A 24,688-nucleotide genomic window follows, 5' to 3' on the forward strand; every position below is an offset into this window, starting at 1 on the left:
GCGGTGGTGGCGTCATGAAGTGGATAGCGGCCGCGCCGTGGGCGGGCGGGGCGGAGGTCCACGGCTCGAGCTGTCCGGTCGCGCACCCGCCACGCCGGGTGTGCGATGCCCCGGAAGACGTCGTCGAGATGCGTTTCGAGCCTCGACCTCCCGCCCAACTGCGGCACCCAAAGACTCATCCCGTCGGCGGTGAAACGCGGGCGGAATAAGGCGCCCGCGGGGGTGCTTTGTCATGGCATGAGCGTTCGCGAGCTTCGTTTGGTCGTCACCGTCGAGGACCACGATGAGGCGGTGCGGTTCTATCGGGACGTACTTGGCCTGCCGGAGTTGGCCGACTTCTCGTCGGCTGAGGGTAACGTCGTCCTGTTGGACGCCGGCCGGGCGACGGTCGAGGTCGTCGACCGGCGGCAGGCCGAGTTCATCGACCGGGTCGAGGTCGGACGGCGGGTCGCCGGTCACATTCGGGTGGCCTTCGAGGTCGCTGATGCGGCGGCCACCACCACGACCCTCAGCGCAGCCGGCGCCGCGGTCCTTGCCGAGCCGGTTCGAACCCCGTGGAACTCGCTCAATTCACGCCTCACCGCTCCCGATGGGCTGCAGCTGACGCTGTTCGAGGAACTCGGGTAGCCCACCGCCTACGCGCTGCGCGGGTGCACCGTCCGCGACGCGCTGTCCGCCACCGCACCGATCATTCGGCGGTCGTGACGAGACGTGCGAGCTCCTCCCCCGCCGACGTGAGTTCGTAGTACACCGCCCGGCCACTTCGCCGGGTCGTCACGACCCCGGCTTCGCGCAGGGCGGCCAGGTGAGCGGACACCGTGCCTAGCGAGACCCCGAGCACAGCCGCCAGCTGTGACGGTGTCGCCGGCGTTCGTACCTCGGTGAGGATGCGGACCCGGCCGTGTCCCAGGAGTCGGGCCACGCCGCCGTGTTCCGGCGAGTGGCTGGCCAGTGCTCCTTTGGCCGGGTACACGAACGCGATCCGCGACGGTGACTCGCAGGTCCACCGCCCGGACAACCCCGCGTGCGGGACGAAGACCAGGCCGTCGCTCCCGATGTGGCGGTCGGCGTAGGTCTGGGTGGAGAACTGGATCGCGTCGTGGCCGACCCACTGGACGTCGGGCGCCATGCCGTCCAGCGCATGTCGCCAACCGCTGACCGCGATCACCCCGGCGCGGTGGCGGATGTCGCGTTCCAGGATGGCGCGCCGCCGCTGCCAGTCCGGCTCGACGAACCGTGCCCAGCACCTGGCGAAGAACTCTGCCGCGCGGCCGGTGATCCCGTCGACGTCGGCCCACGCGAGCCCATCGCTCCCCCACGCGAACCGCTGCGCCTCGGCGAGCGTTTCGCGTGCCTGCCCGTCCCCGATCGCACGCATCGCCGCCAGCTCGTCCCGCAGACGGTTGTTCAGCCCCTTCCCCGGTGGCACGGCCACGAAGTCGGGCAGGAACTTGGTGGCGGTCACCAGCCGCACCAGGCCGCCGGCGAACGCGTCCGAGTCGAGCCACCGGCCGAACTCCTCGGTGCGCGGGTCGGTGGCCCGCCGGTCGAGCGACTGCCGCAGCCGGGTGAGCTCGCTCAGCGTCTCGGCGAGAGGAGACAGCGCGAACCGGCTTGCGTGCAACGCGTCCGGACTGAACCGCAGGAGGGTCACCCGGCCATTCTTACGGCACTCGTCGCAAGAGTTCACCAGCTGCTGGCGGTGTCCCACAGTGTCGGCGTGACCGATACCGCCGCCCCCACGCCGGTGAGGATCCTGTTGACGGGCCGGTTCGGCTGGTTCTTCGCCGGCCGGACCGTCGATCTGGCCGGCTCGTCCATGACCACCGTCGCGCTTGCGCTCGCCGTGCTGCAGGCGTCCGGCAGGGTGGCCGACCTCGGCATCGTCCTGGCCGCCAACATGATTCCCGCCCTTGTGCTCCTGCTGGTGGGCGGCGCGGTCGCCGACCGCGTGCGCAGGCGGACCGTGCTGATCGCGACCAACCTGTGCACCGCCGCCGCGATGGCCGCGATGGCCGCCGTCCTGATCACGGCTCACTACGACCTTGTCGTGATCGCCGGCCTCGCCCTCGTGAGCGGCGCCGTGAGCGCCTTCTCGCAACCGGCGCTCCGCGGCATCGTGCCCGAACTCGTCGGGCGCCAGGACCTGCAGCGTGCCAACGCGCTGCTGGCCAGCAGCCAGAACACCGCGCGCATCCTCGGTCCCATGCTCGCGAGCGTCCTGGTGGCCACGGCCGGCGGCGGGTGGGCGCTCGCGGCCGATGCCGCCTCCTACCTCCTCGCCGCCGCGGCCTTCGCGCGCATCCCCGGGGCGAGCCGACCGCCGGCGGCGAACCGGCCGCTGTGGCGCGACCTCGTCGACGGCTGGTCGGTCTTCCGGTCGATGCGCTGGGTGGTCATCATGACCGTCTCGTTCGCCCTCGTTAACGCCTTCAGCGTCGGGCCGTGGAACGTGCTGGGGCCGCAGGTGGTGTCCGGCCACGACGGCGCCGTGGGCTGGGGCACGGTGCAGACCGCGCGGGCCCTCGGGCTGCTGGTGATGAGCGTCGTCGCCGTCAGGATCGTCCTGCGCCGTCCGCTGCGCGACGGGCGGATCTGGGGAACCCTCGCTGGCCTTCCTTTGCTGGCGGTCGGCCTGTCCGGGGACGCGTGGATCGTGGCCGCCGCTGCCTTCGTCGGCGGCCTCGGCTTCACCGTGGCAGCCATCACGTGGGAGACCACGCTCCAGGCCGCCGTCCCCGAGGAGTCCCTGTCGCGGGTCGTCGCCTACGACGACCTGCTGTCCTACGTCGCGATCCCGTTGTCACAGCTGGTCGTGGGACCGCTGGCCGCGGTTCACGGAGCGAAGGAGGTCAGCGTGGCGTGCGGGGTCGCCTACGTCCTCGCCGGCCTGCTGCCGCTCCTGAGCCGGGAGGTCCGCAACGTCCGCCCGTGAGGAGCCGCCGGCGGTTGGCCGGAGATCACGCGTCGACGGTGGCGAACACGACCGACGCGACGAAGGCGACCGCGACCAGGCCGAGCGCGATCCACACGCTGCGGTACCTCACGCTCGAGAGCCGGACGTGGTGGTAGAGGTGTGCGCATGACCTACGAGACGATCCTGCTCGACGTGGCGAACGCGGTAGCGACGATCACCCTGAACCGGCCGGAGCACCTGAACACGATCGTGCCGCCGATGCCCGACGAGTTCGAGAACGCCATCACCACGGCGGTGCACGACCAGTCGGTGAAGGTGATCGTCGTGCGTGGTGCCGGGCGGGCGTTCTGTGCCGGCTACGACTTCGGCGGCGGGTTCCACCACTGGGACGACGAGCTCACCACCGACGGCAAGTGGGATCCGGGCAAGGACTTCCAGGGCACCTTCGGCTTCGGGCCGACCCAGCGGTTCATGTCCATGTGGCGCTGCCCCAAGCCGGTCATCGCCCAGGTGCACGGGTGGTGCGTCGGTGGCGGCAGCGACACCGCGCTGTGCGCCGACCTGGTCATCGCCGCCGACGACGCCCAGATCGGAACGCCGTATTCGCGGCTGTGGGGCGCCTATCTGTCCGGCATGTGGATCTACCGGCTCGGCCTGACCCGGGCGAAGGAGTACGCGCTGACAGGCAAGCCGCTGTCCGGCAGCGAGGCCGCCGACATCGGGCTGATCAACAAGGCAGTCCCGTTCGACGAGCTGGCGGCCGAGGTCGCGGACACGGCCGCGCGGCTGGCCACCATCCCGGCCTCTCAGCTGGCAGCGATGAAGCTCATTGTCAACCAGGCCTACGACAACATGGGCCTAGCCTCGACGCAGACCCTCGGCCCGATTCTGGATGGCCTCATGCGAAACACCCCGGACGCGCATCGCTTCATCGAGCTCGCCGAGTCCGACGGCGTCGGCGCCGCGGTGGCCCGGCGCGACGGGCCCTTCGGCGACTACAGCCGGGCTCCCGCGGATCGCAAGCCCGACCGTGAGCACGTCATCGAGCCCTGACCATCCAGCGCGCGGCCGGAAACCGCGTCGCGCTCAAGCACGCTCCTTGTCGGTGTCCTGGATGCGGCGCCACGGGCGGTCCTGCTCGAGGGCGTAGGCGAGTTCGAGCAGGGTGCGCTCGTCGCCGTGGGCGGCGGAGATCTGCACGCCGATCGGCAGGCCATCGGCTGTGGCACCGGTCGGCAGCGAGATAGCCGGCGCCCCCGCGACGTTGTTGAGCGGGGTGTACGCGACATAGTGCCGCAGGCGGGTGAGCAGCTCGTCGAACGGAACGTTCGGACTGAGGTGTCCCAGCTTCGGCGGCGAGTGCGCGAGCACCGGCGAGAGGACGACGTCGTGCTTGGTCAGCATGCCGGCGTAGGCCTTCTTCACCCGGGAGAGCCGGAAAAGGGTGGCCGGGGTGCGATGGAAACGATGGCGATAGATGCTGGCGAGGCCCTTGGTGAAGCCGTCGAGTTTGCTCGAGTCGAATTCCTTGTCGATGGTTCGCTTGCCGAGAGCGCCCGCAAAGAATGCGAGCAGTCCCCAATAGGTGATGAAGTCCTCGACGAACTCGTCGCCTACGGGGAGGGTGGCCGGCTCGATGTCGTGACCCATTTTCTCCAGCCGCGTGGCCGTGTCCGCCACGGCCGCCGTGGTCTCGGCGTCAGCGGAGACGCCGCCCAGCGAGTCGGTGAGGACGCCGATCCGCAGCCGGCGGTTGGCCGGTCCTTCGACGAGCCCCACCGGCGGCAGCGCGGCGTTGCGCCAGTCGCGCTCGATGGCGGCGACGAACGTCGCGGTGTCGCGGACCGAGCGGGTGACGACGCACTCGGAGACGAGGTTGATCGGCATGCTGCGTGCTTGATCGGCGTCGACGTGCCGGCCGCGGGACGGCTTCAGGCCGACGAGTCCGCAGCAGGCGGCCGGGATGCGGATCGAGCCGCCGCCGTCATTGGCATGCGCGATGGGGACGACCCCGGAGGCGACCAGCGCGGCGGATCCACCGGAAGACGCACCGGGCGAATGCTCGGGATTCCACGGATTGCGCGTCGGTTCGGCGTCGGCGAACTCGGTACTGGCGTTCAGGCCGAATTCGGGGAGCTTGCTCTTGCCGAGCACCGTCATTCCGGAGCTGAGGTACTGGCGGGCGTACGGGCCGTCTTTCGCGGCCGGTTTGCCGACGTATGCGGCGGTGCCGTGGTTCGTCGGCATTCCCCGCACGTCGGTGTTGTCCTTGACATATGTCGGCACGCCGGCGAGCGGTCCGTCCACCGTGGCTGGTTCGAGCCGGTCGTACGCCGCGAACACGACGGCGTTCAACTCGGGGTCGACCTTCTCGGCGCGTGCGATCGCCGCATCGGCCGCCTCGCGCGCGCTGATCTCGCCCTTGCGGATCAGGTCGGCGACCGCCACAGCGTCGTGGTCGGACAACGCGTCATCGGTGAACCCGTGCACCCTCGCACCGCTCATGACACCCCTCCGTTCAACCCTCCGCACACGGTCCGGTCAGGGTATATGCCCGCGAAAGGACGCCGGCCACGTTGGTGGCACGCGACGAGAGATCGCCGGTGTGCCGCTTACCCCGTGTTCCGGCCCCGTGCACGTTCCGTGTGGACGGTGTGCGGCCTCACCGCGGCCCAGTAGTGTGACCCGCGGACTGGGTGACGACAGCCTGGCTCAGCCGGCTGTCACAGGGTGGCGGAATCCGGACCGGGTCCCACGAGGCCGTTCGCGCCTTCGTGGGTCGGGGATGCGAGGAGGAGTCATGGGACGCGCCAACCGCAGCCGCGGCTACTTGTCGATCATCGGCTGCGCGATGACCATCGGCTTGGTCGCCGCGGCGAACCCGATCGCGGATGCCGCGCCGGGCCGAGCGCCGGTGTTCTCCCCCGGTGCACCGGGCGCCGGGGACCCGTACTTCCCCGACATGGGCAACGGCGGCTACGACGTCAGCCACTACGACATCCGGCTCGCGTTCGACCCCACGACACAGGCGATCAGCGCGACGACGACGATCCTCGCCCGGGCCACGCAGAACCTCTCCCGCTTCGACCTGGACTTCCAGGGGCCCCTGACGATCAGCGGGCTCTCGGTCAACGGGCGGCGCGCCACCTTCGCCCGCAGCGGCGCACAGGAACTCGTGATCACTCCGTCGCACGGTCTGCGGAAGGGCCGCCCGTTCGTCGTCTCGGTGACCTACGCCGGCGTTCCGCAGAAGGTCGACGACCCGGCGCTGGGCGTCTCCGGCTGGGTCGCCACCCAGGACGGCGCGGTGGCGCTCAACCAGCCGATCGGCGCGGCGACCTACTACCCGGTGAACGACACCCCGAACGACAAGGCGACCTACGCCCAGACCGTCACCGTGCCGCGCGGGCTCACCGTGCTCGCAAACGGGGAACCCGGGCACACCACCACGCACCACGGCCAGACCACGTTCCGCTGGCACATGAACAGGCCGATGGCGAGCGAGCTGAGCATGATCGCGATCGGCAACTACAACGTCACGCGCAGCGTGAGCCACGGCCTGCCGAACATCACGGCGATCGGCAAGTCGATCGACACCCAGCCCGGCCAGGGCAGGGTGTTCAACCGGACCACGGCACAGATCATCCAGTGGGAGTCGTCGGTGTTCGGGCGATACCCGTTCGACTCGACCGGCGGCATCCTCGCCGACGTCGGCGTCGGTTACGCGCTGGAGACACAGAGCCGACCGGTCTACGACCAGACCGACAGTGCCGTCGACGGCGACCTGCTCGCCCACGAGCTCGGCCACCAGTGGTTCGGCGACAGCCTGAGCCCCGTGCGCTGGGCTGACATCTGGCTCAACGAAGGCTTCGCCACCTACTCGGAGTGGCTCTACCAGGAGAAGTTCAACGGCGTCCCCGTGGCACAGTCCTTCGCGAAGACGTACGCCGAGGAGGAGGACTGGAGCGGCAAGGTCGCCGACCCCGGGCGGGACCACATCTTCGACGACCTGGTCTACAACCGCGGTGCGATGACGTTGCAGGCGCTACGCATGAAGATCGGCGACCGCGCCTTCACCCGGATGCTCACGCTGTGGCCGACGACCCACCGGTACGGCAACGTCTCGACGCGGGAGTTCATCCGATTCGTCGAGCGCCTGACGCATCGCGACCTCGACGCGTTCTTCCAGACCTGGCTCTACCAGCCGGGCAAACCGACGCTCTGACCACCACCGCGCTCATGCGCCCCTCCGGCCCGTCCATACCGGCACCTCGGGACCGGCTGCGACCCAGTGTCACGATCGGTGACTTACCGTACACAACCGGTCGGGGGCGAGATGGCAACTGGTGCATGTCGCCGCGGCCGACGACCGCTTCGCCGGCGCCGATACCGGCTGATCTCGAGGCGGTGCGGGCGCGGCCGTGCTCGGCGCTCACCACAGCGCGACAACGCGAGCTCGGCTTCGCGGCCAAGCCGCACGCCGTCGGGGGCGGGAACGGCCAGGGCGTGTCCTGAAAGGCGTTGTCAGACCCGCGAATCCCGAACGGTGCGACCGCCTCACGCGCGCGATGGAACTGACGCTCACCGCGCACTGATCGGTGGCAGCGGGACACTGGTTGCCATGAAGGCCGAGCACGAGTTCTTCGCGGTTGATCAGGTGCCGTGGCAGGTCGATGCGCACGCGCCGACCATCAGTGAGCGTGTTCTGAGTCGCGGCGAGGACGAGCGCACCCTCACCAGGGTCGCCCGCTGGGCACCGGGCACCGAGACGGCCACGGGCGTGATCCGTCACGACTACTACGAGGAGGTCTACCTCCTCGACGGCGTCCTCGAAGACCTGACCCTGGGACGCACGTTCACCGCCGGCCACTACACCTCTCGACCGCCGGGCATGCCGCACGGTCCCTACCGCACCGAGACCGGCTGCACGATGCTGGAGATCCGCTACCTGCCGGCGCGCTGACCCTCATACGCGGCCGGCGGCCGCTGTGACGGCGGAATCAGGGCGACTCGACGGCGTCGCCCACCAGGTGCCGCACGTTGTCGGTCACCACGAGGTCGTGCACCTCGTCGCCGTGGTGGCCGGTGATGTGGTCGACCAGCGCGCGGGCCCCGTCCGCGACGACCTCGATCTCCACCCGCCACTGCTCGCTCGAATGCTTGCGGCCGTGCCACCGGTGGACCCGCCTGATCGGTCCTTCGATGTGCGCGCAGCAACTGAACTCGGTGCTCGCGACCTCGGCCGCCATGGTGTTGGCAAGCTGCTTGCTGTCCGTGGTGAACGTCACCACGACGTCTTCGTAGTCCATGGTTGTGATGCTAGTCACGGCGGGCCCGGATCGGCATCACACGACGCGGCAGGTTCCGCGAGTTCACCCGGCCGGCGTCGTGCGACGAGCGATCAGCCCCAGCGCCACACCACCGGTCGGAAGCGGAAGGCTGCCGGCAGACCCGCTGCCTCGCCAGTCCTGGTCGTCGCCACAGGCGCCGGCCGCGACGCGACCATGCCGGAGGTGGTCTCGTCGACGTCCTCCGCACCGTCCACGCCGATGCCGCCCGCGAGGCTGCCTTGGCCAGGAGCCGGGGGAACGCACCCACAAATGCCGCGGCGGGCCGGAGCTCGTCCGGCCGCCGCGTTCGTCCACTCAGGATCAGATGTCTACGTCGAGATCCGCGAGCCGCTGGTCGACGTCGCTCCTCACGTCCGCGGCGAGGTCCTGGTGCAGGTCGGCGTCCTGGTCCTGCACCTGGGTCTGGTCGCTGTCGAGGTCCTGGTCGATCGCGTTCGTCTGATCCAGGTCCTGGTCGCTGGTCTGATCGGCGTCCACGTCGACGTCCGCGGTCGCGTTGCCACCGGCGCCGCCGCTGGCGTCCGCGTTGCCGCCGAACCCGCCGCTGCCGCCGACACCGACACCGTCACCGGCGGTCGAGTCGCCGAAGTTGATGTTGAACTTGCCCGCCTGCGAGATGTCGCCGGCGTCGCCACCGATGCCGAGCCCGGAGCCACCGTCGGCGCTGCCACCCACGGCGACGCCACCACTGCCGCCGTCCCCGCCAACGGTCGTGGTGTCGGTGTCGGTGTTCTGGTCCTGGTCGTTCGACTGCGCACCCACTTGGGTGTTCTCCGCCGCCGCGTGCTGCTCGTCGATCTGCGCGGCCTTCTCGTCCTGGCTCGTGTCCTGGTCGAGCACCGTGGTGAGGTCCACGTCCGCCGCCGCCTTGAGAGTGTCCGCCAAGTTGCGTTCGGGGTTGGTCACTTGCGCGCTCCTACCTTTGTGCGTGGGCGCAACGACATTCGCGACGCCGGCACGACGTTCCCCCCACCGGCAAGACTCTAGGGCCGTGGCAGGACCCAGCCATAGACACGATCCGGTCAGTCACCCGGCCCGTACGGGCAGTGGGCGACGGCGCCTCGGCAATGTCCTACGAGGACAAAAACCGGCAGGCCCTCGCACTCGCGAAAGCCTGCCGGTGACGTCGAACGCGGGCGTCGCCCGCAAGCCGGGTCAGATGGTGGTGACGCCGGTGGCCTGCGGACCCTTCTGGCCCTGGCCGACCTCGAACTGCACGCGCTGGTTCTCCTCGAGCGACTTGAAGCCGTTGCCCTGGATCTCCGAGTAGTGCACGAACACGTCGGCAGAACCGTCATCGGGGGCGATGAAACCAAAGCCCTTCTCCGAGTTGAACCACTTCACAACGCCCTGAGCCATATCTGTCTCCTCAACAGGTCGAATGCGGAACGCCGCGGGCACGGCGAGCCGGGGTTGTGTGACGGACCGCTTCGACCAACCTGAGAACGCGAAACGCCCGCAACAACTGTTTCGCGAGCGCGCTGAGACACGAACACAAAACTGTGACCGGCGCTGACCCTACACTGCGTGCCTCGGACGTGGCCGGCGGCATCGACTACGCCGAACATCCGGCCAAGTGGCTGGGGCCTGAAGGTCGTGCCGCGGCATCGCACCGGGCATTTCCGGTGATCCGGTCCCCTCGACAGGCGTGGCTGCGGCCCGCGGTGGGTAGTCCGTGCGGACCATCATGGACGAGGAGACTCGATGACAGTCGAGAACGACGGCCTGCCGTCGACCGAGACAGCCGCCCACCAGCCGGACGACGCTCAGGTCCCTGGCGGTGTCGGCGAGGAAACCCTCGACCCGCCGACCGATCTGCTACCACTCGACGCGGCGACCGCGAAACGGGTCGCCGCCGGCGACGCGGCCGCCCGGCGAGCGGACATGAACACGCCGGCCGCCTCGGCGCCACCCACTGCCCCGCTGCCGTCGATCCCGCCCACCGCCGCGGACCAGGCCGTGGCGGAGCCTGTCGACCCCCAGGCCACACCGGAGGAACCGGGCGCCGCGCACGGCAGCATGGCAGGCGACCTCTTCGACGGCCAGGCGGATCGGTAGCCGTCGCCCGCGATGTCGGGCAGTGAGCCCGGCACCGCCCTCTTCATCACGGTCGCGGTCATGTTGGGGTTGGTCGCCAGGTTTCCCGGCGATCTTCCCGGCCGTCGCTTCGCACACGTCGAGTCGAGGCGGCCCGCGCGGGCGCGGTCGCCGTGCCGAGCGTGAAGAGGTCCGGGCGCGCGTAGTGGCCGACCACGTCGAGGTCGAGATAGGCGCCGTCGAGCACGGTTAGGTCGAGCTCGGCGAAGAGCACCTCCTGCCGCTCGAACACCGGGCCGGCGAGGAACCGCCCGAACGGGTCGACGACGCAGCTTCCGCCGCGGATGACGACCGGCTCGGTGCCCAGGGGGAAGTCCGGCGGGTAGTCGTCGCGGACGGCGTACTGGGTGGCGGATGCCACGAAGCAACGGCCCTCGACGCCGATGTGGCGCATGGTGGCCGCCCAGGTGTCCCGGCTGTCGACCGTCGGCGCGCAGTAGATCTGCACACCCTGCTGGTAGAGCGCCGTTCGGTAGAGCGGCATGTAGTTCTCCCAGCAGATGGCCAGGCCGACCCGGCCGAGGTCGGTGCCGACGACCGCTACGTCGCCGGCACCGCCCTGCCCCCAGATCAGCCGTTCGGTTCCGGTGGGCACGAGCTTGCGGTGGTGGCCGAGCAGCGTGCCGTCCGGCGCGATCAGCAGTGCCGTGCAGTACAGGGTGTGCCCGGCCCGTTCGATCACGCCGACCACGACATGGGTCTCACAGCTGGCCACGGTCGCGCGAATACGGTCGAACGTGTCACCGGGTATCTCCACGGCCGACCTGCGGTACCGGGCGAACAACGCGCGCCCGTCGTCGGTGCGTTCGCCCACGGTGGCGCCGAACGTCGCGCCCCTGGGATAGCCACCGACGAAGGCCTCGGGGAAGACGACCAGCTCCGCACCGCCCGCGGTGGCCTCGGCGAGCAGCGTCTCGAAGCGGCGAAGCGTCTCCGGCAGGTCGAACAGCCTCGGCGCGGCCTGAACCACGGCGACTCGACAAGCACTGGCAGCACACATGCCATGACCGTATTCGCCCGGTGCATTCGCGGTGGATCATGCGCGAGCGCGGTGCGGTGGCACGGCGACATCGGCCAGACCGCTGCTCGGCGGCCCATGCGTCATCCGTCGCGATCGACGACCTCGCGTGGCCGGCCGCACGGCCGCGATAACCGCCGCGTTCAGGCGCCGGGGGCGAACCGGAGGATCGCGGCGGTCTCGCCGCCGCCGGGGACGTCCTCGCGCCGGACCGCGAAGATCCGGCCGCCGGTGAGCCACACCCGGCGGCTGATCTCGTCGAGCACGCCGTAGTCGGCCGCGTCCCCGGTCTCCCGGAACTCGACGGCGCCGGTCTGCTCGTCGACGAAGCCGGAGATCGTCGCGTCGATGTCGACGAACAGCGTGTCCACGGCACCCGCGGTGGCGTACCGCGCGATGTCGGCGATGTCGGTGGCCGTGCGTCCCTGCGACGTCCGTTGCTCGAACAGTGCCCACGCGCCGCGGAGCTGCTCGGTGTGTGTCTCGTCCAGGACCCGGCGCGCGTCGGCGATCAGCTCGGTGTCACCCGAGCCCGCCGAGATGGTCGTCGGCGTCAGGTGCGGGTAGCTGCACACCGACCGGAAGATGCTCACCATCGGCTCGACCGCCGCGAGGATGAGCGGCACGTCCTGGCCGGCGAGGATGGGCCGCAACGCCTGGTCCACCTGGCGGGCGAACTGGCGCATCCGGACCTTCTGCCCCTCGCTGCCCTGCAACCGCCGGATGGGTGCGCGGTCGGCGATCGAGGACTTGCCGACCGCACTCGCCACGTCGCTCGGCATGTCCGGCACGGACACCTCGGCCGGACGCAGCTCCGGCACGATCTCCAGCAGCCGCACCGAGCCCTGCGTGAGCTCGAGCACGAACGCCGCCTGGGTGAAGGTCATCGACCGCAGCAGGGGCTTGACGTGAAACCGGTCGGAGACCTCTACCGACCGGCTCAGCTGGTTGGGCAGGCGGAACGTCGTCAGCGCCTCCGGCGTCACGAACACCGCGAGGCTGCGCGCCTGGTAGCGCCAGAACTCGTCGTCCTCGGCCAGGTCGGCCAGCTGTTCCTCGACCGAGGCCACCGCGCCCCGCTCGGCGTCACCGTCCCGCAGCTGGCCCACCGCCGTCCCGGCGAGGTTCTTCAGCTCGATCCGCTCCGCGTCGCCGGACCCGTCCGGCCGGGTCTGCACGTACAGCGACACCGCGACCGGCGCTCGGGTCGTCAGCAGGCGCGTCACCTGTGCGTGGGTGGGAATGTCGGTATGCAGGCTCGTCACGGCCGTCGCCTCCCCTACTCGCGGTCCCAATGTAGAACCGGGTGAGCGGGTCCGCCACCGCGTCCTTCGGGACCGCCGGTCGGGGTGGCAGCCCCGGTGCGGAGGAGGGGTCCTCCGCTCCCCAAGACTGCCAGTGGCCTCGTGGTATCAGACGCACGCTTCACGGACTCTGTTGTCTGTCGCCGCCGGACGGACCGGATGAGCACAGTGGACAGGAGCGAACGATGACCTCGACGATGAACACGGCCCGGGACAAGCTGCTCGACCGGCTCGTGGCCGAGCCCGCGCACCCGGTGCGCCTGACGGCGGCCGAGACGCCGAAGCTGGACCGCGACGCGCTGGTGCGTGCCCAGCGCGAGACCCTCGAGGCACCGCGCCGCAAATACAGCCTGGCCGCGCGGTTCCTCTTCCGCACGATGGACCTGATCTACGGGCGCAGGCGCACGCTCGTGAAGTTCCAGGTGCTGGAGGTCGTCGCGCGGATCCCGTACCAGATCTGGGAGAACGCGGCGTACCGCCTGCTGACCCGCAAGCATCGCGACGGCAAGCTTGCTCGGCGGATACAGGAGCGGATCGTGGAGAACCGTGAGCAGCAGGACAACGAGGAGTGGCACCTGCTGATCACGAGCGAGCTCGTGCGCTCCAGCGGCGTGCGGCTCGGCCGTGTCCGCCACCGGTTCCTGCCGTGGCTCATGGCGGTCGGCTACTACCACACGGCGTGGCTGCTGTTCGTCCTCCGTCCGAAGTGGAGCTACCGGCTCAACGCGGACTTCGAGGACCAGGCCGAGCACGAGTACGCCGAGTTCGTGGCCGAGCACCCGGAGTTCGAGACGGTGCGCCACGGCTCCGCGTTCGCGACCGAGTACGGCGCGCTCGACTCGATGGCGGACCTGCTGCGCCAGATCGGCCACGACGAGCGGATGCACAAGCAGGAGTCGGAGCGGTACCTGACCGAGGTGCCGCTGGCGTGAGCGTGCACCGGATCGTCCGAAGTGGACACGGCGACCCGAGCGCCCCTCGGGGTCGCCGAGCCGGCAGCCGAATCGCACGCGAGCGTACTCGGCGGCCAGTTCCGTACCGCGCCGGCCGCTGGAATGGCAGAATCGCCGGAATGCCAGGACCGACCGCAGGAAGCGCCGTATCCGTGGCGAAGTCCCGCACGCTCGCGCAGGTGTACCGGCGCTTCGGTGAGGTCGACGCCGCCGGCACATCGCCTCTCTACGAGCGGATCGCCGTAGCCCTGAGCGAGTCCGCGGAGGCGCTGCGCGCGATCGAGGCGATGCCGGCCCGCAAGCGGCACCCCACGGTGATCCTCGCCGCGCTGCACGACCTCGCCCTCGCCGGCCGCGCTCCGGCGCTCGCCGCGGCCTATGCCGCAGCGGACGCGGACACCGCAGCGAGGGCGGTGATCGACACGCTGCTGCGAATGACCGACTCGGTCGTGGCCATCGTCGCGCACCGGCGGGTGCGTGCCGGCGAGACCGGACGCGGCGCCGTGCTGTACCCGGCTGTCGCCGAGGCGGCGCGCCGGGTCGGCGCGAGTGCCGTCGGGCTCGTCGACGTGGGCTCTTCGGCTGGGCTCAACCTCAACGTCGACCGCGTCGGCATCACCTACAGCAACGGACAGTCGCTGGGTGACCCGGCGTCTCCGGTACAGCTGTCGTGCTCGCTCGTGGGAGACCGGTCCATCCCGACGCGGGCGATGCCCGAGGTCGTCGCGCGCGTCGGCGTCGACCCCGATCCGGTCGACGTGACCGACGCGGACGAGGCCCGATGGTTGCGCGCCTGCGTGTGGCCGGACCAGCGGGAGCGGATGGCGAGGCTCGAGGCGGAGATGGCGCTGGCGGCGACGGTCCCGCCGCTGCTGTTGCCCGGTGACGCCGTCGAGGTGCTGCCCGAGGCCTTGGCCCGGGTGCCCGCGGATGCCCTGCCGGTCGTCACCACGACCTGGGCGCTGTCGCGCTTCTCGCTCGAAAGCCGCCTGCGCTTCCTGCACCGCCTCGACGACGCGGCAACCCACCGGCCGGTGGCGTGGGTGTCGGTGGAGGGGGTCGGAGTCGCGCCGGCGATACCGACGTTCGGCGATCGCCGCGCCTCCGGCCACAGCATCGTCGGCGTGGCCGTGTTCGACCACTCGACCCTGCGCGCCGAATCCGTCGGCCGCTGCTGGTCTCGGGGCCGCCTGCTGGCGTGGCTGGCGGACTCCTAGCGGCTCACGGGGCGGGCGGGGCCCAGTCCGGGTCGCGACCCAGGAAGGCCAGCAGGCGGCGGAACGGGTCCGGGTCGTCGGTGCCGGCGACCGGCGGCTGGAAGCCCGCGTTCGGGCGCCGCCGGCGTTCGTTGTCCGGTACGTCGCGGTCGGCGACCTCCTGCGCGGCGGCGACGAGGTCCTCGGCGATGGTGAGCGGGCGGCCGATCGAGGCGGCCACGTCCCAGGAGTGGACGACGTAGTCGAGCAGGTGGAAGCCGATGGCCCGCGCCGCGGGGAACCGATGCGTCTCGTGGACGTTCGGCAGCCAGAACTCCGGCGCGGCGGTGGCGAACGCGGTGACGACCTCGTCGGCGGACTCCGCGTAGTCCTGGCGCGGGTCGGGGCCGAACGGGCGGTCCGCCCACGCGTCCCGGGAGGTCGTCTCGCCGCGCGCGGCGGCGGCGAACCCGCGGTTCTCGGTGGTCATGTGGGTCAGCAGGGCACGCACCGTCCACCCGGCACACGGCGTCGGCACGTCCCAGTGGTCATCCTCGATCTGCGACACGATCAGCACGCTGTGCCGCATAGCCCGTTCGTGCAGGTCCAGCAAAGGAGCCACCCCCATCGCAGACCGGGAGGCAGCCACAGGCCGGGGTGGCTGCCTCCCGGGCGTCATCCGTCTCAGACAGTGGCGAACATACTCGCGTGGCGGGTGCGCGGTTCGTGCTTGCGGGCCTTGCCGGTCGGGCCGGGCGGAAGTCTCAGGTCAGCACGTCGGCGATGCCCGCCGCGACTGACGGGTGACTCAGGTAGCTCTCGATGCTGTGCGCCTTCTGCGGCGGGTTGTCGACCGTCAGGTCGTCGAGCGGGACGCCGTAGAGCGGCTGGAGAGGGTGTCCGAGAGCGACGACGTCGTCGACGTCGTACGCCGTGGACCACTTCGGCACGGCGGGGTGCCTGGGCCCGCCGGCGAGCAGGTTGCGGTAGCACGCCTGCAGACCGAGCGGTGACCCGGCCGTCACGAGCAGGTCCGTCCGGGACGATATGGACGGCTCCTGGAGGAGATCGTGGGCGACCAGACTGCCGAGGCTGTGGCCGATGATCACTAGTGGCTCACCGTTGTTCGGCAGCTCGGCCCGTACGAGGTTGAGCACGTCCTCACGGGCGGTCCGGAAGTACACGGCCACGTCGGTCAGGAACGACTCGATCACTTCCTGGTCGATGTTCGTCTTGTCCGCGAGGAACTGCAGGATGCGGCGGGCGGCCGGGATTCTGAGCAGCGCGTCCGCGAAGCCGTCGAACTGGAGCAGCTCGACGCCGGCCTGCTCGCCCATGGACTTCAGAAGGTCCGACTCCAGTTCGGCGATCGGCTGTGGCATGAGCGGGTCGAGGCGCATCTCGCCCACCGCGTCGTCGAAGGCGAGTTGGATATTCGCGCCGGTCCGGACGGCCTCGTTCTTCTTTTTCTCGAGAAGATCGCCGTAAAAAGGAAACACAACCTTTTCGGCGTCCACCGTCTTGCGGCCCGCCATGGTGAGGCCGAAGTTCAGCCCGGCCATCCACCTGCGGCGCAGCTCGTTGGGGTTATTTCCGTGCTGGCCTCGGCCGTGGATGCATACGAGTGTTGTCATGGGGCTCTCCGAGATCGCGCAGTGCTACGTCGATAAAATCGCCGCGCTGTACGCGATCATTTCATGGATGCATGGAAAAGCCGCGGTCGGCAACTCGCTTACCAGCGCAAACTGCTGGCATCGGGCACCGGAACCCGGATGTCGACGGCGCGGGTCCATGGAACATGGCCGGGATTTCGAGCGACATTAATATTATCGCGAGATGTTCGCGTGCCCCCGCCATCGCGGGCGGGCTCGCGAACACAGGAGGCAACCATGTCGACAAATGCAAACGACGCGGCGCCGGTTCTCCCGGAGGTCATGTACGCCCAGGCGTCCCCCAAATCCGTGGGCGGCGTGTCGCTGTTCGCCGCGACACCGCAGGACGTGACGGAGAACGTCGCCAACTTCCACTCCGATCAGGAAGTCACCCGGAGCGCGGCAGCGCTCTTGCGGGAGGCGGGGTTCCAGGTAATTCACGAGTCGCCGACCACGATCAACCTGGCGGGACCGCCGCAGTTGTACGAGGACTATTTTCAGGTCCCCCTTCGCGCGGACGAGCGGTCCGTCGTCAAGGCCGGTGGGGTGGCAGACACCGCGACGTACGTGGACTGCCCGTTGACCGACATGTACGGGCTCATACCCACCGATCGCAGCCCTGCCGCGGACGTTCTCGAGGGCGTCGCCATCGAGAGTCCGATCTACTTCCACGAGTCCGCATTCGCGCCCACCAGGCAGTACTGGCATCTCACGGTGCCCGGTGACATCTCGGCAGGCGTCAACGCCGATCGGGCGCACCGGGCGGAGGTCACGGGCCGGGGTGTACGGGCCGTGATGGTCGACAGCGGCTGGTATCGACACCCGTACTTCGAACGGCGGGGCTATCGATCCGGCCCCGTCGTGCTCGGACCGGCCACGACGAGCCCGGCCGACGACGAGGTCGGCCACGGGACCGGCGAGTCCGCCAACCTGTTCGCCGTGGCGCCGGACGTCGAGCTCACGATGGTCAAGGTGAACTTCGTCAACTCGATCGGCGCGTTCAACGTCGCGGTCGCGCTGCGCCCGCACATCATCAGCTGCAGCTGGGGCCGAAACCTGCCCGTCGGTCCGCTGACCGCCGCCGACCAGGCTCTCGCGGCAGCGATCGCGACAGCCGTGGCGGCGGGCATCGTCGTCGTGTTCTCCGCCGGAAACGGGAGCGGCCTGGGGTTCCCCGGACAGCATCCGGACGTCGTCTCCGCGGGCGGTGTCATGCTCGAGCAGGACGGCACGCTGCACGCGTCCAACTACGCCATGGGTGGAGTCAGCGCGGTCTACCCGAATCGGAAGGTGCCGGACGTCTCCGGGCTGGTCGGCATGCGGCCCAAGGCGATCTCCATCATGCTGCCCGTGCAGCCGGGCGACGAGATCGACCGGGATCGGGCCGGCGGGGCCTTCCCCGACGGCGACGAGACCACCACGAACGACGGTTGGGGTGGGTTCAGTGGCACCTCGGCCGCCGCACCGCAGGTCGCCGGGGTGTGTGCACTGCTGAAGCAGGTACGAGCCGACCTCACACCACAGGCGGTCAAGGGGATCCTCACGAGGACCGCGGTCGACGTCACCACCGGCGTCAACGGCAACGGCGATCCGGCCGGGCCCGGCTATGACGTGGCCACCGGATGGGGACTCGTCGACGCACACGCCGCGGTGCGCGAAGCCCAGACCGCCGGCAGCGGGCCGGCGGCCGAGCGCGGTGTGGACGCCGACGAGCTGGCGGCGACGGGAACCGCGAGCGGTCAGGGTCTGGAACGCTGACCGCCGACGCGGCCATGACAGGCTGACCTCATGCGTGACGACGATCCGGAGCTCACCGCCGAGGTCGTGCTGCGACCGGCCGGCCGGCCGATGAGTGGATGGGAGCAGATCACCGCGGAGACGGTGGCAGCCATGCGGCCGGACGAAGCGGCCGTCTCGGCCGTGCGGGACTACTTTCAGGCCGAGGGCTTCACCGTCTCCCCTCTGCGCGGGATCTCGTCCACCATCACCGGGCCGCGCGCCGCCTTCGAGCGGCAGTTCGGCGCCACGGCCCTCACCGGCGAGCCGCTCGAACTACCGCTGGACCAGCTACCGCGACAGGTGTCCGAAGTCGTGCAGGCGATCACCTTCTCCGCACGTCCCGACTACGGCCCCGGCCATCCCTGACGGTCGCCGTTGGTCTCCAGCCTGGCGTGGAGGGCTTCGGCGTCCGGGTGGTCCAGTTCGGTGAGGATGGCATGCGCCTGCTGCCAGGATTCGGTCGCGAGGCCCTCCTCGCCGGTGGTGGACTGGGTCTCGCCTATGTGGATCAGTACGTACGCCTCGTCGTAGCGGTGGCCGACCGTGCGGTGCAGTTTCAGGGCCTGGCGGTAGCAGTCGAGGGCCTCGCTCGGCTCGCCCGCGCGGTGGTGGGCGTAGCCGAGCGAGTCCCAGCTCGCCGCCTCGCCGTAGCGGTCCCCTACCTCCTGGTGCAGGACGACGGCCCGGCGGCAGTGCTCGGCGGCGCCCGGGTCGCCGAGCCGAGCCTCGAACCAGCCGAGCATGTTGGCGGACCGCGCCTGACCGAGCCGATCGCCGGTGTCCCGGTACAGCTCGTCAGCCTGCCGGGCGTGGACCATCGCGTCGGGCAGGCGGTCCTGCCGGTCGCGGATCCAGCTGAGCGCGAGCAACGTTCTGGCCCGGCCCGCGTCGTCGCCCCGCGCCTCGAACAGGTCCAGCGCCCGGCGCAGTTGGCCGTACGCGTCGTCGTAGCCGTCCGCCGCCCAGGTGTGCCAGTGCGCCCGCCGGTCGAAGAACGTCGCGAGGGTCCACGACACCTGGGTCGCGACCCCTGCGCTCTCCGCCTTGCGCACCGCCTCGACCAGTGCCGGGTGCTGGGCGGCGAGCCAGCTCATCGCCTGCTCGTGATCGGCCAGGCGCTGCGGGGTCACCCCACCCCGGGCCGGCGTCAGGCGAACCGGCCTGCCGTCGGGCCGCAGCAGCCGCTCCGCCTCCCGCGCGGTGTACAGGTAGTGCTCGAGCATCCGGTTCGTCGCCCGGTGTCGCTCGGCGCCGCTGTCGTGTTCCTGGTTCAGCTCGATGGCGTACGCGTACAGCAGGTCGTGCATCGTGAAGTGGCCCGGGGTGTGCTCGGTGACCAGGTGCGTGTCGGCGAGCTCGGCCAGCAGCGGGCGCACGTCGACGACCGGCAGGCCGGCCAGGCTCGCCGCGGCCTGCGCCGTGAGCTCGGGGCCGACGTGCAGGCCGAGCAACCGGAACAGCCTCGCGGCCGCCGGGCTGAGCGTCCGGTACGACCACGAGAAGACCGCGCGCAGGTCGGCGAGCGAGTCGGTGCTGGTCAGCTCGGCGGCGAGGTCCGCGAGCGGAGACCCCGGGTGCGTGGCGGCGCGTGCGGCGGTGACGGTCAGGGCCAGGGGAAGCCGGGCGCAGCGGGCGATGATCTCGTCGACCGCGCCGGGTTCCGCTGTGACTCGGTGGATGCCGACGCGGGCGGCCAGCAGGTCGCGGGCTTCGCCGTGGCCGAGGAGGCCGAGCGTGATCGGGTGGGCGCCGTGGTCGGCGATCAGGCCGCTCAGCCGGTTGCGGCTGGTGACGACGACCAGGCAGCCGGGCGTACCGGGGAGCAGCGGGCGGACCTGCTCGACGTCGCGGGCGTTGTCGAGCACGACCAGGACGCGCTTGCCCGCCAGCGTGCTGCGCCACAGCGCGGCCTGGCCGTCGATCCCAGCCGGAATCGACCGCGGTGGCACGCCGAACGCCTCGAGGAACCCGCGGACGGCTGCGGCGGGGCCGAGCACCGAGCCGGCCGGGTCGAAGCCGCGCAGGTTGACGTAGAGCTGGCCGTCCGGGAATCGCGGCGCCACCCGGTGCGCCCAGTGCAGTGCCAGCGCGGTCTTCCCGACGCCAGGTGTCCCGGACACGACCGCGATCTCCACTGTGGACGGTGCGTCGGCGGGCAGGACGGCGTGCAAGCGCTCCAGCTCGCCGGCCCGCCCGGTGAAGGCCGCGGGTGGCGCCGGGAGCTGGCGGGGTACGGGTTCCGTGCTGCCGGTGGCCACGGTGAGGGCGGGATCCGCGGCGAGGATCCGCTGGTGCAACTGCCGTACCGACGGGCACGGGTCGGCGCCGAGCTCCTCGGCCAGGCGTAGCCGCAACCCGTCGTAGTGGTGCAGCGCGTCGGCCTGCCGGCCGTTGCGGTAGAGGGCGAGCATGAGCTGCGCGGCGAGCCGCTCGTCGAGCGGGTCGGTAGCGGCGCGGGCGGTCAGCTCGGGCAGCAGGCTCGCGTGCCGGCCGAGGTCGAGGGCGAGGTCGTTGCGGTCGAGCTCGGCCGCGAGGCGCTCGGCGTCGAGCGCGTCGCGGACCCCGTTGAGCCACGGGGTGTCCAGGTCGGCGAAGGCGTCGCCGCGCCACAGCCGCAACGCCTCCGTCAGCAACGTCAGCGCCTCGGACCCGTCCGGCGCCGAGCGGGCCAGGGCGATCAGGTGCCGGAACCGGTGCAGGTCCACCGCCGTCGGCTCGACGGTGAGCAGGTAGCCGCTCGGCTGGCGGACGAGCCGCGCCTCGCCGCTGGACGTGACCAGCCGCCGCAGGCGGGACACGTATCCGGAAAGCGCGTTGCGAGCGCTTTGCGGCGGGTGCCCGGCCCACACCCGGTCGGCCAGGGTCGGCACGGGGACCACCCGGTTCGCGTCGACCAGCAGCGCGGCCAGCACACAGCGCTGGCGGGCGTGGCCGACGTCGACATGCCGCCCGCCGACGCACATCGCGACGTCGCCGAGCAACCGGAACTCAACCGTCATCGCTCAACTCCGCGACGAATCGTGTCACCCCGCCGGCCCCGCGGGCAGCCATTTCATGATTCCGACATCATCCCCGACGACCTCCGCCGCACCCTTGGCGGCGACCGGATGCCGTACGAGGGAGGAAACGCATGCCTGTCAGACCCCGCCGAGCCGGGGCGATGCTCCTGGGCGTCCTGCTCGCGCTCGTGGCCGCGCTGGTGGCCGCGGCCCCGGCGCAGGCGATCTACAAGGGCCACGACGCCGACTTCAGCGAGTACCGGTTCATGGTCTCCCTGCGCCTCGCCGGCACGCCGGACAACCCGCGCTGCGGCGGCACGCTCATCGAGCCCGACATCTTCATGACCGCCGCCCACTGCGTCGTCGGCGTTCCCCAGGGCGGGCTCGTCGCCGTGGTCGGCGCCAACATCCCCGACTGGGCCGCCGCGCCGAAGATCGCCACGCTCGGCCACGCCGTCGGTCGGCACTACGACCCCGCCGCGAACAACCGGGACGACATCGCGCTGGTCCGGCTGGCGACCCCGCAGTCCAGCCCCACCGTCCGGCTCGCCACGGCCGAGCCACCTGTCGGGTCGCACGTGGTGATCGCCGGGTTCGGCTGCACCAACATCCCGGTCCCGCCGACCTGCGTGACCCGTCCCGACGTGCTGCAGGAGACCGGCCAGAAGGTGCTCACCGACGCGGAAGGCTGCGGTCCGGAGATCTTCCAGAACCCGCCGGCGTTCGGGCCCACGACCGTCTGCACCGTCGGCATCGACGACAACTCGACGGTCGTGCCCGGTGACTCCGGCGGTCCCATGCTCATCCGCGACCGCTGTGGTGGCTTCCGGCAGGCCGGGGTGCTGTCCCTCGGCTCGGACAGTCCCGACCCGCTCGTCGCCGGGTACACGTCGATCCCCGTCGAGGCGCACTGGATCCGCGACACGATCAAGCAGCTGCGCGCTCTGTGACCACTGTGGAGCGGCGGCACCGCGTGCCGCCGCTCCACAGCAGACAGATCAGTAGCTGAACGTGGTGGCCGGCTCGTCACCGATCCAGTTCCACATCGGAACGGTGCCGCCCAGCTCCGCTCCGTCGATCAATGTCTCGCTGTCCAGTTGCTTGGCGTTGAAGCAGATCGGGCAGACGAAGTACCGCCCGCCCGCGGCCTCGTACCGCTTGACCAGATCCGCCAGCGGCGGGCAACCGTCACACGCCACACCGATCGCGTGTCCCGCGACGGCCAGCCGGACCGCCTCCTTGGACATGAACATGAGCGTCTCGCGGCCGGTCTCGGCCGCGCCGACGGCGACCAGGAACGCGACGGTGACCTTCTCCGGATCTTCCAGGCCAGTACTCAGGCTGATGACCGCTTTGCTTGCCATAACTCCTCCTCGGTTCGGCTGAGCGAACGGTAGGAGCGGGCAAGCGCCGTGTCGTCGGGTGTTCTCCCTACAGATCGAGCGGATCGAGCAACCCGTTGCGCAGCGCGAACAGGGTGGCCGTCGCTCTCGAGGACGCTCCGGTCTTGGTGTAGATCCGCTCGATGTGGGTGCCGGCGGTCTTGCGCGAGATGCCCAGCTGGGTGGCCACGTCGCCGGTCGCGGCACCCCGCGCGATCAGCACCAGGACCTCCACCTCGCGTGGGGTCAGGCCCGCCGGCCCGGTCGGGCGGCGGCGCTCCCCCACGCCGGCTGCGGACAGCACGGCGTCGACGGCGTCGGCGTCGAGGCGTCCGTCCCGCACTTCGCCACGCAGCAGGCTGGTGGCCGCCTTCGCCGGGTGGGCCGGGCGGTGGGCGCGCGGCTCGAGCATGGCCCGGTACGCGCACGCGGCGGCCAGGATGCGCCCGGTCATCGGCACCGCGGCGCCGCCGAGCCCGCGGTGATACCCGCTGCCGTCGGCGCGCTCGTGCGCCAGCGCCGCGACCGCACCGATCCTGCCCAGCACGGCCGGGCGGGCGAGGACCCGTTCGGTGTAGTACGCGCTGAGCCGGATCCGCTCCCACTCGGTCACCGTGAGCGGGCCCGGCTTGTCGAGGATGGTCACCGGCACGCCGTGCAACCCGATGTCGTGGACGAGGCCGGCCCGGTGCAGCACGGTCACGTTGCCGGCCGGCAGCCCCATCACGCGGGCCGCCTGGCCGGCCAGCTCGCCGACTCCGCGGGAGTGCCCGGCCCGCCGGCCGCTGCGCAGGTCGGTGAAGTCGGCCAGCCCTTCCAGCGCGGAGTCGAGCTCCCGTTCGGACAGTCGACGGCCGAGTGCGGGTTCCGCCGCGATCGCCCGCAACGCGTCGCCGTCGGCGTCGCCGTCGCCGTCGAGCTCGGCAAGCAGGCGGCCCGCGTCCGCACAGAACGCGTCGGCGACGGCCGGCGCGAACTGCCCGCCGCGGCGCGCTCTGGCCACGTCGACGGCCGCGTCCACGCCGCCGTGCCGGTAGTGCACCTCGACGACATCGGCCACATGGAACAGATGCACCAGGGGGGACACACCGGTGTTTCCGGCGCCCCCCGGGATGCCGCGGCCGTCCCACCGCGTGAAGAACTGGCGCAGCGCGGCGCCCACCTCGTCGGCGAGGCCCAGCCGCTCCGCGAGCGTCGCGGTCGTCAGGCAGTGCGACTGGATGCCCCGCACCACACGCCGGCCACCGGTGAGGACCAGCGAGGCCGCCGCCCGGACCCGGCGCGGTGGCGCCTTGCCGGCCCCGGCGTGGCGGACGAAGAACCCGGCCCCCGGCAGGCCGGCGAGATCGACGTCGTAGCTCTCGGCGCGGAAGGCGATGTCGTCGCCGAAGGAGGCCGCGACCTCGGGCGCGTCGGCGACGCACCCCACCCAGGACAACATCGCGACGTAGAACAACGCGTCCCGCTGCTCCCCCGCCACACCGAGCCGATCAGCCAACCGAGCGGCGATGCGCCACGCCCGCAGCAGGTGCTCCATGGGCTGCCCCAGCCCAAGATCGGTCGCGAGCGAGAACGCGGCCAGCACCTCGGCCAACGTGATCCCGGAATCGCGCTTGCCTTCCGCCATATGTGCAGCGTAAGGCGCTATGAGCGCGGGACCGACGATCTAATCAGCCAAGATCGGTGGCTACCGATCGAGCCATGCGGTTCGTAGCATGACAACGGGTTATCCGGCGTGCGCACACGGTGATAGGCGGTGTTCCGCTTCGCGTTTCAGGCACGACGAGCACGGGTATCTCGAACACGCGTTCGACGAAGGGAGTGCCCGTGACCAGCGAAGTCGTTCCCGTGCCGGACAAGGACCCCAAGGACTGGATCACCGGCGACGAGCCGATGACGGGACCGCAGGAGTCCTACCTGCACACGCTCGCACAGGAGGCCGGGGTGGCGGTGCCGGAGGGGTTGACCAAGGCCCGCGCGTCCGAGCTCATCGACCGGCTGCAGGCGCGCACCGGGCGCGGCTAGCCGCGCCCGGTGGGA

Annotated in this window: 25 protein-coding genes; 13 read left to right on the forward strand and 12 right to left on the reverse strand. The window is 70.8% G+C overall.

Going from position 1 to position 24,688, the window contains the following annotated elements; genetic code table 11:
* The first annotated feature begins 237 nt into the window (after positions 1-237).
* The gene (locus tag VH969_RS29610; RefSeq protein ID WP_331980216.1) at positions 238-627 is read left to right on the forward strand and encodes a VOC family protein; all 390 of its coding nucleotides are present in this window, start codon (positions 238-240) and stop codon (positions 625-627) included.
* Positions 628-688: 61 nt separating this feature from the next.
* On the opposite strand, the gene VH969_RS29615 is transcribed toward VH969_RS29610, so the two are convergent.
* A complete protein-coding gene (locus VH969_RS29615) occupies positions 689-1,654 on the reverse strand; it encodes an ArsR/SmtB family transcription factor (protein ID WP_331980218.1) in 966 nt (321 codons plus the stop codon).
* Positions 1,655-1,720: 66 nt separating this feature from the next.
* Here VH969_RS29615 and VH969_RS29620 point away from each other — a divergent pair, with 66 nt between their 5' ends.
* The 3 genes from VH969_RS29620 to VH969_RS29630 are packed head-to-tail and all read left to right on the forward strand — an operon-like array spanning position 1,721 to position 3,970.
* On the forward strand, positions 1,721-2,935 hold the full coding sequence (locus VH969_RS29620; protein WP_331980220.1) for an MFS transporter: 1,215 nt from the start codon (positions 1,721-1,723) through the stop codon (positions 2,933-2,935).
* Positions 2,932-3,072: a hypothetical protein gene (locus tag VH969_RS29625; RefSeq protein ID WP_331980222.1), complete on the forward strand. Its 141-nt coding sequence runs from the start codon at positions 2,932-2,934 to the stop codon at positions 3,070-3,072. Before VH969_RS29620 ends, VH969_RS29625 begins: the two co-directional genes overlap by 4 nt.
* A 10-nt stretch (positions 3,073-3,082) precedes the next feature.
* Positions 3,083-3,970, forward strand: a complete 888-nt coding sequence (locus VH969_RS29630; RefSeq protein ID WP_331980224.1) for a crotonase/enoyl-CoA hydratase family protein — start codon at positions 3,083-3,085, stop codon at positions 3,968-3,970.
* Between the two features lie 33 nt (positions 3,971-4,003).
* Here the strand turns inward: VH969_RS29630 and VH969_RS29635 are convergent, their stop codons facing one another.
* Positions 4,004-5,422, reverse strand: a complete 1,419-nt coding sequence (locus VH969_RS29635) for an amidase (RefSeq protein ID WP_331980226.1) — start codon at positions 5,420-5,422, stop codon at positions 4,004-4,006.
* Positions 5,423-5,717: 295 nt separating this feature from the next.
* Here VH969_RS29635 and VH969_RS29640 point away from each other — a divergent pair, with 295 nt between their 5' ends.
* Together VH969_RS29640 and VH969_RS29645 are read left to right on the forward strand one after the other, a co-directional pair.
* On the forward strand, positions 5,718-7,142 hold the full coding sequence (locus tag VH969_RS29640; protein ID WP_331980228.1) for a M1 family metallopeptidase: 1,425 nt from the start codon (positions 5,718-5,720) through the stop codon (positions 7,140-7,142).
* A gap of 396 nt (positions 7,143-7,538) precedes the next feature.
* Positions 7,539-7,880, forward strand: coding sequence for a cupin domain-containing protein (locus tag VH969_RS29645; RefSeq protein ID WP_331980230.1), 342 nt, complete (start codon positions 7,539-7,541; stop codon positions 7,878-7,880).
* A gap of 37 nt (positions 7,881-7,917) precedes the next feature.
* Here the strand turns inward: VH969_RS29645 and cutA are convergent, their stop codons facing one another.
* From cutA to VH969_RS29660, 3 genes are all read right to left on the reverse strand, one after another.
* Positions 7,918-8,226 carry a divalent cation tolerance protein CutA gene (cutA, locus tag VH969_RS29650; protein ID WP_331980232.1) on the reverse strand — a complete coding sequence of 103 codons (309 nt, stop codon included), beginning with the start codon at positions 8,224-8,226 and terminating at the stop codon, positions 7,918-7,920.
* A gap of 342 nt (positions 8,227-8,568) precedes the next feature.
* A complete protein-coding gene (locus tag VH969_RS29655; protein ID WP_331980234.1) occupies positions 8,569-9,174 on the reverse strand; it encodes a hypothetical protein in 606 nt (201 codons plus the stop codon).
* Between the two features lie 249 nt (positions 9,175-9,423).
* Positions 9,424-9,627 carry a cold-shock protein gene (locus VH969_RS29660; RefSeq protein WP_331980236.1) on the reverse strand — a complete coding sequence of 68 codons (204 nt, stop codon included), beginning with the start codon at positions 9,625-9,627 and terminating at the stop codon, positions 9,424-9,426.
* Positions 9,628-9,972: 345 nt separating this feature from the next.
* On the opposite strand from VH969_RS29660, the gene VH969_RS29665 reads away from it, so the two are divergent.
* Entirely contained in the window at positions 9,973-10,326 is a 354-nt protein-coding gene (locus VH969_RS29665) for a hypothetical protein (RefSeq protein WP_331980238.1), read from the forward strand.
* A 58-nt stretch (positions 10,327-10,384) separates the two neighbouring features.
* Here the strand turns inward: VH969_RS29665 and VH969_RS29670 are convergent, their stop codons facing one another.
* A complete protein-coding gene (locus VH969_RS29670; RefSeq protein ID WP_331980240.1) occupies positions 10,385-11,335 on the reverse strand; it encodes a carbon-nitrogen hydrolase family protein in 951 nt (316 codons plus the stop codon).
* A gap of 191 nt (positions 11,336-11,526) precedes the next feature.
* The gene (locus VH969_RS29675; RefSeq protein ID WP_331980242.1) at positions 11,527-12,648 is read right to left on the reverse strand and encodes a baeRF11 domain-containing protein; all 1,122 of its coding nucleotides are present in this window, start codon (positions 12,646-12,648) and stop codon (positions 11,527-11,529) included.
* Between the two features lie 224 nt (positions 12,649-12,872).
* Here VH969_RS29675 and VH969_RS29680 point away from each other — a divergent pair, with 224 nt between their 5' ends.
* The gene (locus VH969_RS29680) at positions 12,873-13,619 is read left to right on the forward strand and encodes an alternative oxidase (RefSeq protein WP_331980244.1); all 747 of its coding nucleotides are present in this window, start codon (positions 12,873-12,875) and stop codon (positions 13,617-13,619) included.
* A gap of 173 nt (positions 13,620-13,792) precedes the next feature.
* A complete protein-coding gene (locus VH969_RS29685; RefSeq protein ID WP_331980246.1) occupies positions 13,793-14,857 on the forward strand; it encodes a DUF2332 domain-containing protein in 1,065 nt (354 codons plus the stop codon).
* 4 nt (positions 14,858-14,861) lie between these two features.
* On the opposite strand, the gene VH969_RS29690 is transcribed toward VH969_RS29685, so the two are convergent.
* Both VH969_RS29690 and VH969_RS29695 read right to left on the reverse strand, forming a co-directional pair.
* Positions 14,862-15,449 (reverse strand): TIGR03086 family metal-binding protein, encoded by a 588-nt coding sequence (locus VH969_RS29690; RefSeq protein WP_331980248.1) that lies wholly within the window; start codon positions 15,447-15,449, stop codon positions 14,862-14,864.
* 151 nt (positions 15,450-15,600) lie between these two features.
* Positions 15,601-16,470, reverse strand: coding sequence for an alpha/beta hydrolase family protein (locus tag VH969_RS29695; RefSeq protein ID WP_331980250.1), 870 nt, complete (start codon positions 16,468-16,470; stop codon positions 15,601-15,603).
* A 63-nt stretch (positions 16,471-16,533) separates the two neighbouring features.
* Between VH969_RS29695 and VH969_RS29700 the strand changes: the two genes are divergently transcribed.
* Positions 16,534-18,246 carry a S8 family serine peptidase gene (locus tag VH969_RS29700; RefSeq protein ID WP_331980252.1) on the forward strand — a complete coding sequence of 571 codons (1,713 nt, stop codon included), beginning with the start codon at positions 16,534-16,536 and terminating at the stop codon, positions 18,244-18,246.
* A gap of 30 nt (positions 18,247-18,276) precedes the next feature.
* Positions 18,277-18,633 (forward strand): hypothetical protein, encoded by a 357-nt coding sequence (locus VH969_RS29705; protein ID WP_331980254.1) that lies wholly within the window; start codon positions 18,277-18,279, stop codon positions 18,631-18,633.
* On the opposite strand, the gene VH969_RS29710 is transcribed toward VH969_RS29705, so the two are convergent.
* A complete protein-coding gene (locus VH969_RS29710; protein WP_331980256.1) occupies positions 18,612-21,266 on the reverse strand; it encodes an AfsR/SARP family transcriptional regulator in 2,655 nt (884 codons plus the stop codon). The two genes, VH969_RS29705 and VH969_RS29710, sit on opposite strands and share 22 nt — an antisense overlap.
* A 131-nt stretch (positions 21,267-21,397) precedes the next feature.
* Here VH969_RS29710 and VH969_RS29715 point away from each other — a divergent pair, with 131 nt between their 5' ends.
* Positions 21,398-22,216: a S1 family peptidase gene (locus tag VH969_RS29715; protein ID WP_331980258.1), complete on the forward strand. Its 819-nt coding sequence runs from the start codon at positions 21,398-21,400 to the stop codon at positions 22,214-22,216.
* Positions 22,217-22,264: 48 nt separating this feature from the next.
* On the opposite strand, the gene VH969_RS29720 is transcribed toward VH969_RS29715, so the two are convergent.
* A complete protein-coding gene (locus VH969_RS29720) occupies positions 22,265-22,630 on the reverse strand; it encodes a DsrE family protein (protein WP_331980260.1) in 366 nt (121 codons plus the stop codon).
* Between the two features lie 67 nt (positions 22,631-22,697).
* On the reverse strand, positions 22,698-24,275 hold the full coding sequence (locus tag VH969_RS29725) for an HD domain-containing phosphohydrolase (protein WP_331980262.1): 1,578 nt from the start codon (positions 24,273-24,275) through the stop codon (positions 22,698-22,700).
* A gap of 200 nt (positions 24,276-24,475) precedes the next feature.
* Here VH969_RS29725 and VH969_RS29730 point away from each other — a divergent pair, with 200 nt between their 5' ends.
* Positions 24,476-24,673, forward strand: coding sequence for a DUF3072 domain-containing protein (locus tag VH969_RS29730; RefSeq protein WP_331980264.1), 198 nt, complete (start codon positions 24,476-24,478; stop codon positions 24,671-24,673).
* Positions 24,674-24,688 lie beyond the last annotated feature (15 nt).

Origin of the sequence: Actinophytocola sp. (assembly GCF_036555685.1) — a bacterium.
Lineage (GTDB): Bacteria > Actinomycetota > Actinomycetes > Mycobacteriales > Pseudonocardiaceae > Actinophytocola.